This window comes from Pedobacter puniceum (genome assembly GCF_009674685.1).
GTDB lineage: Bacteria > Bacteroidota > Bacteroidia > Sphingobacteriales > Sphingobacteriaceae > Pseudopedobacter > Pseudopedobacter puniceum.
This window is the reverse complement of the sequence record NZ_WKJI01000001.1, coordinates 761,433-776,865: the sequence shown is the minus strand read 5'-3', so window position 1 is coordinate 776,865 and position 15,433 is coordinate 761,433. Positions and strand designations below refer to the sequence as shown.

At 35.3% G+C, this 15,433-nt stretch carries 14 protein-coding genes; 5 read left to right on the top strand and 9 right to left on the bottom strand.

Annotated features, from left to right (window positions below; all coding sequences use genetic code 11):
* Positions 1-204 precede the first annotated feature (204 nt).
* Complete coding sequence (locus tag GJJ64_RS03535) at positions 205-696, top strand: D-glycero-alpha-D-manno-heptose-1,7-bisphosphate 7-phosphatase (RefSeq protein WP_154286369.1); 492 nt, start codon at positions 205-207, stop codon at positions 694-696.
* Here GJJ64_RS03535 and GJJ64_RS03530 read toward each other — a convergent pair.
* The 6 genes from GJJ64_RS03530 to GJJ64_RS03505 all read right to left on the bottom strand — a co-directional run bounded on the left by GJJ64_RS03530 (position 693) and on the right by GJJ64_RS03505 (position 6,167).
* Complete coding sequence (locus GJJ64_RS03530) at positions 693-1,100, bottom strand: hypothetical protein (RefSeq protein ID WP_154286368.1); 408 nt, start codon at positions 1,098-1,100, stop codon at positions 693-695. The two genes, GJJ64_RS03535 and GJJ64_RS03530, sit on opposite strands and share 4 nt — an antisense overlap.
* A 25-nt stretch (positions 1,101-1,125) precedes the next feature.
* A complete protein-coding gene (locus tag GJJ64_RS03525; protein WP_154286367.1) occupies positions 1,126-1,722 on the bottom strand; it encodes a YceI family protein in 597 nt (198 codons plus the stop codon).
* Between the two features lie 88 nt (positions 1,723-1,810).
* On the bottom strand, positions 1,811-3,139 hold the full coding sequence (locus GJJ64_RS03520; RefSeq protein WP_154286366.1) for a hypothetical protein: 1,329 nt from the start codon (positions 3,137-3,139) through the stop codon (positions 1,811-1,813).
* 44 nt (positions 3,140-3,183) lie between these two features.
* The gene (locus GJJ64_RS03515) at positions 3,184-3,777 is read right to left on the bottom strand and encodes a YceI family protein (RefSeq protein WP_154286365.1); all 594 of its coding nucleotides are present in this window, start codon (positions 3,775-3,777) and stop codon (positions 3,184-3,186) included.
* A 210-nt stretch (positions 3,778-3,987) separates the two neighbouring features.
* On the bottom strand, positions 3,988-5,187 hold the full coding sequence (locus GJJ64_RS03510; RefSeq protein ID WP_154286364.1) for a porin: 1,200 nt from the start codon (positions 5,185-5,187) through the stop codon (positions 3,988-3,990).
* A 47-nt stretch (positions 5,188-5,234) separates the two neighbouring features.
* Positions 5,235-6,167: a LysR family transcriptional regulator gene (locus tag GJJ64_RS03505; RefSeq protein ID WP_154286363.1), complete on the bottom strand. Its 933-nt coding sequence runs from the start codon at positions 6,165-6,167 to the stop codon at positions 5,235-5,237.
* 91 nt (positions 6,168-6,258) lie between these two features.
* Between GJJ64_RS03505 and GJJ64_RS03500 the strand changes: the two genes are divergently transcribed.
* The 4 genes from GJJ64_RS03500 to GJJ64_RS03485 all read left to right on the top strand — a co-directional run bounded on the left by GJJ64_RS03500 (position 6,259) and on the right by GJJ64_RS03485 (position 11,448).
* Positions 6,259-6,537, top strand: coding sequence for a hypothetical protein (locus GJJ64_RS03500; RefSeq protein WP_154286362.1), 279 nt, complete (start codon positions 6,259-6,261; stop codon positions 6,535-6,537).
* Positions 6,538-6,996: 459 nt separating this feature from the next.
* Entirely contained in the window at positions 6,997-8,679 is a 1,683-nt protein-coding gene (locus GJJ64_RS03495; RefSeq protein WP_154286361.1) for a peptidase domain-containing ABC transporter, read from the top strand.
* Between the two features lie 10 nt (positions 8,680-8,689).
* Entirely contained in the window at positions 8,690-10,063 is a 1,374-nt protein-coding gene (locus GJJ64_RS03490; RefSeq protein ID WP_154286360.1) for an HlyD family secretion protein, read from the top strand.
* On the top strand, positions 10,060-11,448 hold the full coding sequence (locus GJJ64_RS03485; protein WP_154286359.1) for a TolC family protein: 1,389 nt from the start codon (positions 10,060-10,062) through the stop codon (positions 11,446-11,448). Before GJJ64_RS03490 ends, GJJ64_RS03485 begins: the two co-directional genes overlap by 4 nt.
* A 183-nt stretch (positions 11,449-11,631) precedes the next feature.
* On the opposite strand, the gene GJJ64_RS03480 is transcribed toward GJJ64_RS03485, so the two are convergent.
* The 3 genes from GJJ64_RS03480 to GJJ64_RS03470 form a co-directional block, all read right to left on the bottom strand.
* The gene (locus GJJ64_RS03480; protein ID WP_154286358.1) at positions 11,632-12,795 is read right to left on the bottom strand and encodes a GTP-binding protein; all 1,164 of its coding nucleotides are present in this window, start codon (positions 12,793-12,795) and stop codon (positions 11,632-11,634) included.
* Between the two features lie 83 nt (positions 12,796-12,878).
* Positions 12,879-13,088, bottom strand: a complete 210-nt coding sequence (locus GJJ64_RS03475; protein WP_154286357.1) for a heavy-metal-associated domain-containing protein — start codon at positions 13,086-13,088, stop codon at positions 12,879-12,881.
* A 10-nt stretch (positions 13,089-13,098) separates the two neighbouring features.
* Positions 13,099-15,324, bottom strand: coding sequence for a heavy metal translocating P-type ATPase (locus GJJ64_RS03470; RefSeq protein WP_154286356.1), 2,226 nt, complete (start codon positions 15,322-15,324; stop codon positions 13,099-13,101).
* Positions 15,325-15,433: the final 109 nt, after the last annotated feature.

Below are 15,433 nucleotides of genomic sequence, written 5' to 3'. Positions count from 1 at the left end.
AAATCCTTCAATTTAAAGCTTCTATTTTACAAACTTTACAAAAGCTCAAACCTAGCTTAAATCATCTTAAAAGGCATGTTTTCAGTAAAAAGCTGTAAAAACTCTGATTTTCAACCCCTTTTTTGAGCTCTTAAACTTCTCTATAAAATAGACTTTTTAAGCTATTGATAAATTTATACCTTCGCAAAAAATTAATAAAAAATCATGCAAAAAAATAAGGCTATATTTCTTGATCGTGATGGTGTTTTAAACCGTGAACTTGGAGATTATGTATGTAAGTTTGAAGACTTTCATGTGCATGAACATAATTTTAAGCCTTTAAAAGAACTACAAGACAGAGGTTATTTATTAATGATAGCTACCAACCAAGGTGGCTTAGCTAAAGGTTGGTATACTGTTGATATTCTTAACGAAATGCATGAGCATCTGAAAAACGAATATCTTAAACACGGCATAGAAATTACAGCGGTATATTATTGCCCGCATCACCCTAATTTTACGGGCGAATGTGATTGCCGCAAACCTAAGCCTGGCATGCTATTAAAAGGCATACAAGAGCATAATCTGGAACCCTCTTTATGCTATTTTATTGGTGATAAAGTAACAGATGTAGAAGCCGCAAATGCCGCAGGTGTTCATGGAATTAAGATAGAAATAGATCAACCTTTAAGCGAAATACTTCACTTAATAGCTTAAGGATTTATTTTTGCAAATAATAAACCTGCTATTACCGACTGAAAAAAGCCATACAAAAACCAGCTTGATATCATTAAAAAGGTAATATCTAAAGAGCTAAAGGTTATCCACATCACGGGTAGCAATGCTACTATAGCATAAACAAAACCAAACTCTAAGCCTCTTAAAAAGATAGCTCCACGAAATAGCTTTTTAAAACGAGCCCAAAACCAAGATAAGGCAAAGCTCATGATAAAAGGATGCATAAAAAATAATAAATCTCTACTGCCATCCGAATTAAATAGAGGGTTATTGTATTCTACAAATAACTCTGGGAAATATCTTATTCCTATCATGAGTCCGAAATAACTCATTAGAAATAAAATAAATCCGGCACCAAGACCAGATAATAACACTTTTTTCATAACATTAGGTTTGTAAAAATTCTTCTTATATATCGTTAATAATTTTAATGTGAAGATTAAATTCTATATCTAATTCGTCGTTTGTTTTTATCATCCCACCTATTTTTCTAGGCGGTTCTATGTTAAAATCAGAAAACTTGATTTCTTTTAAGCCTTTCAATTGTAAAGCATTTGCACCTGAAGGAATAAGCTGATAATCAACCTGAAACTTTTTACTTACACCTGCTAATTCTATCTGCACCAACCCGGTTATTTGTTGCCCTTTTAATTGAGGATACTTACTTAAACTGATAAATTTAATAATGAGTTTAGGAAACTGCTTTGCTTTTAGTGTTTTTCTTAAGTCTGCTGTCATCATGGGGTTATGGCAATCAAAACTGTTGATATCTAATTTCATTGCCCCAGTCATTCTCACAGGTTCTTGCTGGCTATTTTGTATAAAACATAGGGTATCAGGTTTGTAATAGCTATTAATAACACAATCAAACTTATTAACATTGGTACTACCATTTACTTTTAAAGAACAAGCTTTATAAATCACCCATTTACTTGCAGGTGCTTTAGTATTGAAAGCTACCAATACCCCTCCTACTAAAATGATTAAAAGCTTTAAAAGTTTCATTGTATTAAATCTAAAAAAAAGGGCATCCGGATTTTTTAATTTTTCAAATTAAAACCGAACGCCCTTCACTCACCTATTATACCCAGGCCTAGAAACCAACCACTGCCTGTATTACATATCCGCTAAACTCGCCACCATTACGGTAATCTGCTGTAGGGAATTTTTTGTATTGTTGTTTAACGTACTCTCCTTTTAATAAGATATTATCTGTTAAGAACCAACCTGCACCAAATGCAATTCTGTTAACTTCGATGTCATCATTGTAAGTAATTGCTGGTGCTGTACCTGCTGCTGCAACATTTGCTAATCTAGCTGTTACTGCATTGTATCTTGCTCCTACAAATAAGTTCTCTTTGCTTCCAAATCTGTAAATCACATCTAAAGCATATTGAGACATTTTTCTTTCATCAACTTCTGTTTTGGTACGACCCTGTGCTGCCTCATAAGTTCCAAATAATTCTAAACCTTTAGCTTTAACAAATCCATTTAATTGGAAAGCGTCTACTTTTTTACTGAAACCAGGGTTTAAACGACCTGATGTAAATTGAGCTGTTGCTGTGCTTCCTAATTTTTCCATGACAAGGAAGTAGTTAGAACCTGTACGGTCTCCAGCATATAAGGTTTGACCTCCAGAGCTTTTGTTGGTGTAATAAGAAGCCGCTAAACGTAATCTTAAATCATCATTTAATTTTTTATCAAAACCAGCTTTTAAGTAAATAGCAGGAGATTTGTGGATGTTTTTATCTTGCGGAGTAGCAATTAAACTATCAACGTTACCTTTAATCATACCGTTAGTAACTGCAACCTGTCCAAAGAAATCGCCTTTTCTATATAAAATTTCACCACCAATTTCTGTTGTAAATGCATCAACAATATAGTTTTCTGCAAATGGGTTGTACAAAGTGTGCCCACCGTCTGATCTGCGGAAGTGTTGATCTCCGTAGTTGATTTCCATGTGTCCCACTTTGATGGTTGTGTTTTTCATCAAATCAGACCAGAACTGTCCTTTAAATGGTAGTTTATCAAATTGGATATAACCACCTTTTACCCAAGTTTCATTATGGTGTCTTGCTGATAAGTAGCTGGTTAAATTTAATCTGATACCATCTGCTAATTGAACATCCATGTAAAGGTTAGCGTTAGCTGTATTAAATCCCGGAGAGATTTTATATAATCCACCAGCTTTATTTTCATGTTTTAAGCCTTGGAAAGACTGTGTAAAACCTGCACCAAATCTTACTTTTAGTTTATTAAAAACCGCATCGTTTTCTTTTGGAGCCTCAAATACGTTAATACCTGATTTATCATAAGGACGAAGATTTGCAACTTCTGTTTCTTGAGCAAAAGCATTGCTTGCTGCTACAGCTAGTAACGCTGCTGCACCAAATTTTAGGTTTGAAAGTAATCTAGTTTTCATGATTGTTATTATTGAGTGATTATAGAACAATTGATTATTTATGTTTATTTTTTAAGTTTTAAGAGGATATCGATGGTTACATCATCTGCAACTTTTAGTGCTCCCATCATAAAGGTTGGTGCTTTAATATTAAACTCGCTCATTTTAATAGCTTTAGAACCTTTACAAGTGATACTTTCATCTGCACCTACGGTATAGGTAGTTTGGATAAGTACCTTTTTGGTTACGCCAGAAATGGTTAAGTTACCTGTTGCTTTAATAATTCTTTGTTGTGGAACTATAGTTGCATCTATCAGTTTAAAAGATATTTTATCAAACTGCTCTTCTTTAAGGGCTTTGTAAGCTCTGCTGTTTAATAAATCTTCTTTACCTTTCAAGTTCTTTACAGGAAGTACAAAACTTAAAGAAGAAACATCTAGTACATCAGTACCTTTTACGGTAAAGTTTGCATCAAAAGCAAAGTTTACTGCGGTCATATCCCAATCGTGTATATTAGATGTACCGATAACTTTTATTTGCGAACCGGTACCAATCTTATAAGTATTTTGAGCTGATGTTGTAGGAAGGTAAATAAACGTGAACAACACTACACATGCCATGTAAGCTGTTTTGGTGAGATTGTGGATGTTAAGTTTCATATCTATTGAACTATTTGATTTATAGTTCAAAGGTATAGTGACCCACACGGGTAAAGAATGACCTTAAGGATTAAAAAAAGTGATTTAAAATACAATTTTTGTGTCCAAAGTCACTTAATTTCATTTCAATGGTGTTTAAATGTTAATGAAACACAAAACCCGCTTCAAAGCGGGTTTGATATAGGTCTTCATGATGTAGCAGCCTTCTTATTAGATTCCAAGTTCTATCTGGAACATGGTACCCCAATAATTTTTATCATTGCTTAAACTATGATTTTGGTTGCCAACATTATAGCTTAAATTAAGTTGTGCTTTTACTTTATGCCCTTTTAGATATTTGGTTAAACCTAATTCGTAAACTTCACGAGTATCTTCAAAGTTAGCTATCCTTTTAGATGGAATGAGGTAGGAATATCTAAAAGCAGTTTCTATGTTGTTTTTAAATAAATAAGAAAACTGGTTATTCAAACCATGTCCTTCATAAGCATAGCTTAAATCGCCATCACTATTATAAGTTAAAGGATTATTTACATCTCTTTTTATAAACTCGGCAGCATAAGCCCATCCATTATATTTAAAAATAGCATCTAACATGAATGTTTTCATATCTACAGGGCTAAATAAATCTTTACCTAGCTGTCCTCCGGTATTGGTGGTAGCCTTATTATATGAGTATCCACCTGCAAGACTCAATTTTGGCTTTTGCTCTCTTTCCAAATCTCCCTCAGAGTAATCACCATCGTTGGTAAAACTTCCAAAAGGTAAGAACTCTACCCTTCCTGTATAGGCTAAACCTTTATCTGTTGTATTTACAGAACGACCTTCCCCAGTAGAAATAGCTCCTTTTAACTGATAAACTGCATTTCCCAACTTATTGGTATAATAAGCCTTTAAACCAAAATCTCTATCTATGGTTAAAGCACTGTTTACAATAGAACGATCTGCAAATTGTAATTGCCCAGATGAATTTACACGCTGCCTGTTTCCTGGAAGTTTATTTTGCCCAAAGGCTACATAAAAGTTATTAGTAAAATGATAAAAAATAACCGCATCGCGTACAATATTAGCTACTCCTGTATTGTCGGCATCTTGATCGCCACGAGAAAAAGATAACTGTACGCTGTAAGCTAGTTTCTCTCCTAATATATAACCATCACCTCTTAGCCTTAGTCTTCTCACACGAGTATCCCATTCTCTAATACCCAAATCTTCAGCATCTTCAGTTACGAAGCCCATTCTATTTTGCATTCTAAACCTAAAGTTTATAAAAAACAGAGAGTCTTTAGAAGTATATTTAAGTCCTTTAAACTGCATAGAACGCTCATCAACCTCTGTTTGAGCATTCGCTTCAACACAAAACAAACTAATACATCCTAATAAAATTAAGCTAAAAAAATACTTCGTCCCCATTTTAAATTTTTTAAAAAGCCTAAATTAAGAATTTTTAAAGCATTAGCTTATTTTAAGTTCAATTCTTTAACCCAGCTAAAGCTCTTGTCTTGTATTTCTTTCTTATGCTCTCTGGTATACTCTAAGAAGGTTTCTGCTACGGGCGATAGGTTCTTAGTTTTCAACCAAATCATACGCCACTTGGTTTTAATAGGCAAACCGGCTACTGGTATAATATTTAAATCTTTAAGCATTACTTCATTATGCACACCAATCAAAGGCATTACAGAAAAACCTAAACCTGCAATAACCGCTTGCTTAACAGCTTCGTTTGATGTTAATTCTAGTTTTTTTCTGATGTTAACTTTGCTTTTTTCAAAAAAGCTTTCCATAATAAAGCGTGTACCAGAGCCTACTTCTCTATATATTAATTGTATCTCGTTAAAAATACTTTTCTTGTAAGGTCCGCTATTAAACTGATGTTCTTTATTACCTAATAGGTATAAATTATCCTCTAGAAGCACCTCTTCATGAACAGCGATCCGTTGTGGTAATACGGATACCAAAGCAAAATCAACCTCATTATTTTCTAAACTTTCTAGCACTTTAGACTTATTGGTTACATCCATTGTTAAATCAATGCCGGGGTGTTCTTTCAAAAAATCAGTTAAAAAGTAAGGCATAATATATTTTCCTGTAGAAACCACAGCAAGCTTTAACCTACCAGATAAGATACCTTTATACGCTTGAGTTTTATAGTTGATGGCATTTACTTCATCTAAAATTTTTTGCGCCATATGGGCTATTTCAAAACCAAAATCAGTTATATACACCTGTTTACCAACAACTTCCGTTAAAGCAATATCAAACTGGTCTTGGAAATTTTTAAACTGAATAGATACAGCAGGCTGGGTTAAAAAAAGCTCATGTGCGGCTTTAGTAATACTTTTTGTTTCTACTATTTTAAGGAAAACCTGTAATTGATGCAGCGTATAATTCATAAAAATTAGTTATGTATTTCATATCAAATATAAATAATAATATATGAAATAGACCTTATATGTTTGTGATGTTAAAATTAAAGCAAATCACATGGAAGAGAAACAATATTCTTTAATAGATTGGACTTATAGCGCAGAAGATGCCGCTCATATGCTTTCTACACTGTATAATGCAAAATTAGAATATCATAACAGACAGTCTTTGATTAATCATGAAGGACAAAAATCTATTCCTGTTGAAGACCAGAGAAGAATAAAAGAGCTAGAAGAGGCTTTAAAGAATATCAGAGCGCAAATTAATATTGCTAAGAAAAAAAATGTTGATTTACACATTCAAAGTAGCATCAGCTTAAATTTTATCCCCAAATAAATGTTGTTATGGCAGAGCAGCGCAAGGCTGCCTGCCTTAATATTAAAAAACATTCATTTTTTTTTAAATAAAGTCAACAAAACATTAGAAAAGCATTAAAATTTAAAAAAATTAGCGTAACTAAATAAAAAACATACTAAGTAGCTCAAGAAAAGCATCATTAGTTAAAATTTATCCCCAAATAAATGTTGTTAAAGCAGTGCAGCACAAGCTGCCTGCTTTAAAAGTTTAAAAACCATTTATAAAAACTAATGATTAGGCTGTTTTACAATAAGAAAAATACAAAAGAATTAGAATTGCATTAAAATTTATTAGAAAATTAGCTCAACCAAAGAAAAAGTACTAGGTTGCACAGAAAATTAATATTATTTTAAACTTCATAACAAAAAAAATGTTGTAATTGCTGTGTAGCTAAAGCTGCAGGCCTTAAAAAAACATAAAAGAAGCGAAACAAGAAATATGGCGAACGCTGAAAACTACTCAATTAAAAGTGCTATAAAACGGTTTAACCAACTGGTTAACTTAGAGAAAAGAGAAATAAGCAATGTTTATTTCTATGCCATCATCAACGGTTTCATACTACTCTCACTACCTTTAGGCATACAAGCAATAGTAAATTTACTGTTTGGAGGCACCGTAAGTACCTCCTTAATTGTTCTTATAGGGGTGGTTATTGGTGGCGTTTTATTAACGGGTATATTACAAATTGCCCAAATGCGTATCACAGAACGTTTGCAACAAAAAATATTTACCCGTTTAACTTTTGCTTATGCTTATCGTATCCCAAAGCTCAATTTATTAAGTGTTGATTCTTATTATCTTCCAGAATTGGTAAATCGCTTTTTTGATACTTCAAACCTTCAAAAAGGCTTTTCAAAACTATTATTAGACTTTCCGGCGGCAAGTATTCAAATTTTATTCGGACTCACCTTGCTGTGTTTCTACCACCCGGTTTTTATCATTTTTGCAGTTACGGTATTTACATTGGTTATATTAATCCTTTATTATTCTTCTGATAAAGGTTTCGCTACCAGTATGAAAGAATCAGATTACAAATATGATGTAGCACACTGGTTAGAAGAAATATCTAGAGCCGTAAAACCTTTTAAACTTAACAGGCATCACGAGCTACACCTTAAAAGAACCGATAAGTTGGTTAATGGTTATTTAACTTCAAGAGATCAACACTTTTCTGTATTGTTATTTCAATACAGGATTTTAATAGGTTTTAAAGTAGTAACTACTGCTGCGATGCTTATTTTGGGTTCTTATTTATTTATAGAGCAGCAAATTAACTTAGGGCAATTTATCGCGGCAGAAATCATCATCATTACCATTTTAAACTCTATAGAAAAAATGATTTTAAGTTTAGAGGTTGTTTATGATGTACTTACAGCTTTAGAAAAACTAAACAAGGTATTGGCAAAACCACAAGATGATGAGGCTAGCGAACAACAAAGCTTGGCTTTTACCCCTAGCCCTGGCTTAGAAATAAAAATTACGTCTTTAGATTTTGCATATCCTCATGAATCTTTAACACTTAAAAACCTCAACCTTAAAATTAATGCTGGTGAGAAAGTATGTATTTTAGGTTCAGAAGGTTCCGGAAAATCAACTTTATTACGCATATTATCAGGCATTTATCAAGACTTTAAAGGTAATATCTTATATAATAATACGCCTTTGAAAATGATTAACTCGCAAGTACTAAATAGAAACATATCTTCTTTATTGGGAGATGAAGATGTATTTAGTGGTTCTATATTAGATAATATATGTGTAGGAAATAAAGAAGTTAGTTTTCAGGATGTAGATTTGGTTTGTAAAATTGTTGGCTTAGATGATTATATCAGTAAACAACAGCAAGGCTATGAAACTTATGTAGATCCTCAAGGTAAAAAACTACCTTTCAATATCATCCAAAAAATACTATTAGCCCGTTGTTTGGTAACCAAGCCATCGCTTATTTTGGTAGAAGACAATTGGAATGGTATAGAGCCGCAAATCAGACAGCAGGTTATCAATTATTTAACCAATCCTGATCATGCTTTTACACTGCTTGCCATCAGTAATGATGAGGCTTTTACCAGCCAGTGCACCAGAACTTTATATTTAGAAAATGGCCAGTTAGTAGAAAATTAAGTTTAAACCTATGTTTTTAGATAGCAAGATACCTTCAGACCATTTCACAAAATATCAATCTTTTGGAAGAGTTATGCGTGACCGCGATGGCAAATCCAAAAGAAGAAAGTGGTTTACCATAACCCTAATCATTATTTTGGTTATTTTATGTTTACCATGGACTCAAAATATACAGCCCGATGGCGTAGTTTCGACCATAAACCCACAACAAAGGCCACAAGAGATTAACAGCATTATTGCTGGTAGAATAGAAAAGTGGTATGTTAAAGACGGTGATATTGTAAAAAAAGGCGATACCTTACTTAAAATAACAGAGGTAAAAGAAGAATATTTAGACCCTTCTCAATTGATACGTGTTGATGAGCAAATCAAAGCTAAATCAGCATCTATAGACTTTTATGAGAACAAGGCTAAATTAACTGGCGACCAAGCTATTGCCATAGAAAATGCTAGAACTTTAAAATTAAGTCAGCTTAGAAACAAGCTTAAACAGTATACTTTAATTGTACAGTCTGATAGCATTAGCTATGTAGCTGCAGAAAACCAACTCAGAATTGCTGATGAGCAGCTTAAAAGACAGAAACAATTGTATGATGCTGGTTTAAAATCTTTAACCGAGTACGAGCAAAGACAACAAGCTTATCAGGATGCGCTATCTAAAAAGATGGGAGCAGAAAATAAGTTTTATAACAGTCGTAACGAACTATTGATCATCCGCCTGGAGCAAAATGCTGTAGAACAAGAATATCAAGAAAAAGTATTAAAAGCCAATGGCGATAGGCTATCTACCCTATCTGATATGGCTACTACACAAAGCGAGGTTGCTAAACTTAAAAACCAATTGTCTAACTACGAAATCAGACGAGGCTTTTATGTTATTACCGCACCTCAATCTGGCCAAGTTATCAGAACCACTAAAGCAGGTATTGGCGAGACGGTTAAAGAAGGCGACCCACTTTTAGAAATAGTACCTATTAATTTTGATGTTGCGGTAGAAATATTTGTAGACCCACTAGATTTACCCCTTATTAATAAAGGGCAAAAAGTGCGTTTACAGTTTGATGGTTTCCCTGCTATTGTATTCTCTGGCTGGCCAAACACCTCTTATGGTACTTTTGGTGGTGTTATCGCTGCGGTAGATCCATCCATCAGTGTAAACGGTAAATTTAGAGCATGGGTACGCCCAGATAAAAATGATAAACCGTGGCCACCACAACTGAGCTATGGCACTGGAGCTAAAGGTATAGCCTTATTGAAAGATGTACCTGTTATTTACGAATTATGGCGTCAGTTAAATGGCTTCCCGCCTGAGTATTATGTAGCTAACAGTACAGGAAATAAATCAAACGATAGTAAGGATAAAGGAAAAAGCGATAAAAAATGAAAAGGTTATTAGGTTCTTTTATTCTGATAGCGTTTTTGCTGCCGGCTTTTGCGCAACAACAGCCTGCTGACACCCTTAAATGGGAAGCTTTTAAAGAAATTATCAGGTCTTACCACCCGGTAGCACAACAAGCTAATTTGGTTGGCAGGTTAGCAAAAGCTCGTATGCTACAAGCCTGGGGAGGTTTTGACCCTAAACTTTCTGTGGATTATGATAGAAAAGCTTTTGATGGTACCGAGTATTATCAGTTTGTTACACCAGAAGTTAAAATACCTTTATGGTATGGCATTGAGTTGAAAGGAAATTATGCTACCGCAGAAGGTGCTTATCTTAACCCAGAAAATAAGCTTCCTAAGGAAGGTTTAAGCACTGTAGGACTTAACTTCTCTTTGGGTAAAGGTTTATTGATGGATAAAAGAAGGGCTGCTTTAAAACAGGCTCGTATTTTTACTGAAGCTAGCGAAAATGAACAGGTCTTAATCATTAACGATTTAATCTTAAATGCTGGTGAAGCTTATTTAAGCTGGCAAAATCAATATAAAATTGCCGAAGTATATCGCCAAGCATTAGCATTAAGCACCATCAGGTTTGAAGCTGTAAAAGAAGGATTTAGAGGAGGAGATCGTCCGGCTATTGATACCGTAGAAGCTTTAACACAAGTACAGCAACGTGAAGTACAATACCAACAGGCTGCTTTAGAATTACAAACAGCAAAATACCTTTTAGCCTCTTTTTTATGGCTTGAAGATAATACGCCTGTAGATATTGAAAAATTAAATGCTTTGCCACAAGAGGCTAATATAGCTTTACCAGAAAGTGCCGAATTAAATATTGCTAATAACCCTAAGCTTTTAAGTTATGACTTTAAGCTGCGTGATTTACAAATAGAAAGGCGTTTAAAAGCCGAAAGTTTAAGGCCTACCATAGATTTACAAGTGGGCTTACTAAACAGCGATACGCAATTTCTAAGAAATGTAAACAGAAGATATTGGGAGCAAAACAATAAGGTAAGTTTTCAAATTGCGATGCCCCTCACCTTCTCTGCCGCTAGAGGAGAATTGGCAGAAGCTAAAATTAAAATTAGAAATACCGAGCTTGAACAAGATTTGGTACGTAATGATTTAAACGTAAAACTGAGTCAGAATTTAGCTGAAGCCAATACTTTACAGAAACAATTACAAACAATTAAAGCTGCTTTGGTAGCCAACCAAAAGCTATTAGATGGTGAAGAAATGCGCTTTAAATTTGGTGACAGCTCTTTATTCCTCATCAATGCTCGTGAAAGTAAATTGATAGAAGCTCAGGAGAAGCTGATAGAAACTCAAAATAAGATCCTTAAAAATAAGCTCAAGAAAGAGTGGCTTTTAGGTTCTTTAATTAACTGATTTTTTTAGGTTAAGTTTGTAACGTCGGTAGCACCAAATGCTATCGACGTTTTTATTTTCCTCGTAAAATTAAATTTAGTACATCATGAGTGGCTAATCGAAAAGTCTAAAAAAAATAGTGTCGAAAATCAGGAGACTTCGACACCTTTTAAACCCACCCTCAATTGGGTTTGTATACATCGCCTAAAGCTGAAAAGCCAATAACTCATCGTCTTGAAGTAAACAAGCTTCTAGGTCTTTAAGTATTTGTATTTTATCCATATCCTGACCAATAAATACCAACTCATTTAAACGATCGCCAAACCTTTTATCCCACTTACTTTCTATATAATCTTTGTTTTCTATATAGTCTGGATATTGGATACGCTCTGCAAAAGGCATGCTAGCCCACCAAACTCCAGCACCTTCTAAACGGGATGAACCACCTGCTTGCGAAAAATTATAAGCTTCTTGAGGTTTATCGGCCATCCAAAACAAACCCTTAGACCTGATGATGTTATGCGGAAATTCTTGTTGCAGGTAAGCCATCCATCTTTCTGGATGAAAAGGTCTTTTATCTCTAAAAACAAAAGAACTGATACCGTATTCTTCTGTTTCTGGGATATGCTCATTTTCCAATTCTTTTTGCCATCCTGCAGATGAGGATGCCTTCTCGAAATCAAACTGATGGGTAAAAAGAATATCATGAAGGTTAACCTTAGAAAATACCGTTTCTATAATCCTTGCTTCGGGATTAAGTTTGTTGATTAAAGCTTTTAAGAGTTTTACATCTCCAGGCTGTACCAAATCTATTTTGTTTAAGATGATGGTATTGGCAAACTCTATTTGGTCTGTTAATAGGTTTACAATGGTACGGTTATCATCCTCCATGTCTGTTAGCTGCCTATCTTTCAATAGTTCTGCTGTTCCAAAATCTTTAAAGAAATTATAAGCATCCACCACCGTAATCATTTGATCGATATAACTAAAGCGTGAAAGGTCTATATCCTTTTCTTCATCCTTAAAAGCAAAAGTTTGTGCTACAGGTATAGGCTCAGAAATACCTGTACTCTCTATCAAAAGGTAATCAAACTTGCCCTCACTAGCTAATTTTTCTACCTCTATCATCAAATCCTCTCTTAAGGTGCAGCAAATACAGCCATTACTCATCTCCACCAATTTCTCTTCTGTTCTAGAAAGGGTAGCCTCGTTTTTAACCAAACGGGCATCAATATTTACTTCACTCATATCATTCACAATCACAGCAACTTTTAAGTCTTCTTTATTGTGTAAAATATGGTTAAGCAAGGTGGTTTTCCCGCTTCCAAGAAAACCACTTAAAACTGTTACAGGCAACTTCTTATTCATATCTACTTCTATTTTGAAGCAAATATAATATCAGCAAAACATTAATGCAACATAATTGCATTAATACTTGTATAAGTCTAAACTTAAATTTGCTCTGCTGTAAAGCCGGCCTTTTTTACTGTATCTGCAACTTCTTGTGCGCTTAGACCCTCTGCTTCTACCGTTAGTATTTTATCCGCATTAGCGGTATCTACTTCCCATTTGTTTATACCTGCTAAGGCATTTAAAGCAGGCGTTACAGTGGCAATACATCCACCACATTTAATATTGGTTTTAAATTTTATAGTTTCCATGTTCTTGTATTTATGATGTTAAAAATTTTAAGCGTAAACTGTTTGTTACTACCGATACTGAGCTTAAAGCCATTGCTGCACCTGCTAGCATCGGGTTCAATAAAAATCCGTTAAAGGGATATAAAATTCCTGCTGCAAGGGGTATCCCGATAAGGTTATAAATAAAGGCCCAAAACAAATTCTGCCTGATGGTTTTTACCGTTTGTGATGATAGCTGCAAAGCCTTAGGTATCAACCTCAAATCTGAGGATACCAAGGTAATTTTAGCTACATCTATGGCAATATCAGAACCTTTACCCATAGCAATAGATACATTGGCCTGCGCTAAAGCGTGGCTATCATTGATACCATCGCCTATCATGGCTACTACTTTACCTTCTTGCTGTAATTTCTCTACAAAAGCTGCCTTATCCGCAGGCAAAACATCAGCTTGGTAATGTGTGATACCCGTTTGTTGGGCAATAGCTCTGGCCGTTTGCTCATTATCTCCGGTAAGCATATAAACCGAAATACCTTGCTGCTGTAATTGTTGTATAGCTTCTTTAGAACCTGCTTTCACCTCATCGGCAATAGCCACTACAGCCAAAACTTCTTTACTGTTTGCAAAATATACCAGTGTATAGGCTTGCTCTTTTAAAGCCAGTAATTGCTGCTGCAAATCATCAGCGATGGCTAAATTTTTAAGCTTTAGTATTTTATGACTAGCTGCTGTATAAGTTTCCTGCTCAAAAACCGCTTCTACACCCAAACCGGTTAGGCTGTTAAATTGGCTTAGCTGCACTGCAGCTAATGTTTTTTGCTTTAAATGGCTGATAATAGCCTCTGCCAATGGGTGTTCAGACTGCTGCTCTATAGCTAATAAAACCGCCTCGTATGTTGCTACCTTATGGAGGGCTGCTTTTGCCCATAACACTTGCTGTACTTGAGGATGCCCTGCTGTAATGGTGCCTGTTTTATCTAAAATGATAGCATTTACCTGATGACCAGCCTCCAAAGCCTCGGCATCTTTGATGAGGATACCCTGCTCGGCTCCTTTGCCAATACCCACCATAATGGCGGTTGGCGTGGCTAAACCTAAAGCACAAGGACAAGCAATAACCAATACCGTTACCATAGCCATTAAGCCTTGGGTAAAAGCATGCTCTCCGCCAAAAAGCATCCAAATGGCAAAGGTTAAAAGGGCTATCAGCATCACCACCGGTACAAATATCCCGGCAATTTTATCTACCAATTTCTGTACAGGTGCTTTAGATCCTTGGGCATCTTGTACCAGCTTAATAATTTGCGCCAATAAGGTATCCTGACCTACCTTTTCTGCTGTAAACTTAAAGCTACCCTTTTGGTTTATGGTGCCTGCAAAAACCGTATCTCCGGTTTGCTTGGCTACAGCAATAGGCTCTCCGCTAATCATACTCTCGTCTACAAAAGAATTACCTTCTGCTAGCCTGCCGTCTACAGGTATCTTCTCACCCGACCTTATCAAAATTAAATCTCCTACCTGCACCTGGCTAATCGGAACTTCTTCCTCTCCGCTAGCGCCTAAACGTATAACCGTTTTAGGCTGTAAACCCATAAGCTTTTTTATGGCTGTAGAGGTGCTAGATTTTGCCCTGCCCTCTAGCAATTTCCCCAGCATGATAAAAACAATCACTACTGCCGCCGCCTCAAAATAAACATGCGGATGTAAACCTCTTTGATGCCAAAAATGTGGGTTAAAAGTATTAAAAACGCTAAAAATATAAGCTATACCTGTGCTTAAAGCCACCAAAGAATCCATATTGGCTTTGCCATGTTTAGCCTGTTTATAAGCATTGATGAAAAAACTTCGTCCGTAAAAGAACAAAACAGGTGTGCTTAAAACCAGCATCAGCTCATTGGCATAAGGCATATCCATCAGAAACATTCCTATCACCACCACGGGGATGGTTAAAATAGCTGCCAGAATAAAGTTATACTTCAACTTTTGATAAGCCTGCTGCTGCACTTCTTCCTGCTTTTCTTGCGCATTTTCTTCGTCTATAATGATATCATAACCCACACTTTGTAAAGCTTTCTGTAAATCTTGTGGCTTCACCTGCTCTGGGTTAAAGCTTAGCTTAACCGACTGATTGGCATAATTTACCTCGGCCTGCTGAACGCCTTCTTGTGCTGCAAGCATACTCTCCACACTTACCGCACAACCCGCACAAGTCATCCCTGTTACCGGGAAGTTTTGGGTTTTTATTGTTGTTGCCATCTTTTCCTCCTTTTCATAACACAAATTTATGGGCTTTAATAGCGAAAGTGTTATACAGTTTTAGGAAAGTGTTATATAATTTTTGTGGTTGAGTGGTTTATGAAAGAGA

Coding starts and splice junctions, on each gene's coding strand:
- GJJ64_RS03535 (WP_154286369.1), top strand. CDS start 205: ATGCAAAAAAATAAGGCTATATTTCTTGATCGTGATGGTGTTTTAAAC.
- GJJ64_RS03530 (WP_154286368.1), bottom strand. CDS start 1,100: ATGAAAAAAGTGTTATTATCTGGTCTTGGTGCCGGATTTATTTTATTT.
- GJJ64_RS03525 (WP_154286367.1), bottom strand. CDS start 1,722: ATGAAACTTTTAAAGCTTTTAATCATTTTAGTAGGAGGGGTATTGGTA.
- GJJ64_RS03520 (WP_154286366.1), bottom strand. CDS start 3,139: ATGAAAACTAGATTACTTTCAAACCTAAAATTTGGTGCAGCAGCGTTA.
- GJJ64_RS03515 (WP_154286365.1), bottom strand. CDS start 3,777: ATGAAACTTAACATCCACAATCTCACCAAAACAGCTTACATGGCATGT.
- GJJ64_RS03510 (WP_154286364.1), bottom strand. CDS start 5,187: ATGGGGACGAAGTATTTTTTTAGCTTAATTTTATTAGGATGTATTAGT.
- GJJ64_RS03505 (WP_154286363.1), bottom strand. CDS start 6,167: ATGAATTATACGCTGCATCAATTACAGGTTTTCCTTAAAATAGTAGAA.
- GJJ64_RS03500 (WP_154286362.1), top strand. CDS start 6,259: ATGGAAGAGAAACAATATTCTTTAATAGATTGGACTTATAGCGCAGAA.
- GJJ64_RS03495 (WP_154286361.1), top strand. CDS start 6,997: ATGGCGAACGCTGAAAACTACTCAATTAAAAGTGCTATAAAACGGTTT.
- GJJ64_RS03490 (WP_154286360.1), top strand. CDS start 8,690: ATGTTTTTAGATAGCAAGATACCTTCAGACCATTTCACAAAATATCAA.
- GJJ64_RS03485 (WP_154286359.1), top strand. CDS start 10,060: ATGAAAAGGTTATTAGGTTCTTTTATTCTGATAGCGTTTTTGCTGCCG.
- GJJ64_RS03480 (WP_154286358.1), bottom strand. CDS start 12,795: ATGAATAAGAAGTTGCCTGTAACAGTTTTAAGTGGTTTTCTTGGAAGC.
- GJJ64_RS03475 (WP_154286357.1), bottom strand. CDS start 13,088: ATGGAAACTATAAAATTTAAAACCAATATTAAATGTGGTGGATGTATT.
- GJJ64_RS03470 (WP_154286356.1), bottom strand. CDS start 15,324: ATGGCAACAACAATAAAAACCCAAAACTTCCCGGTAACAGGGATGACT.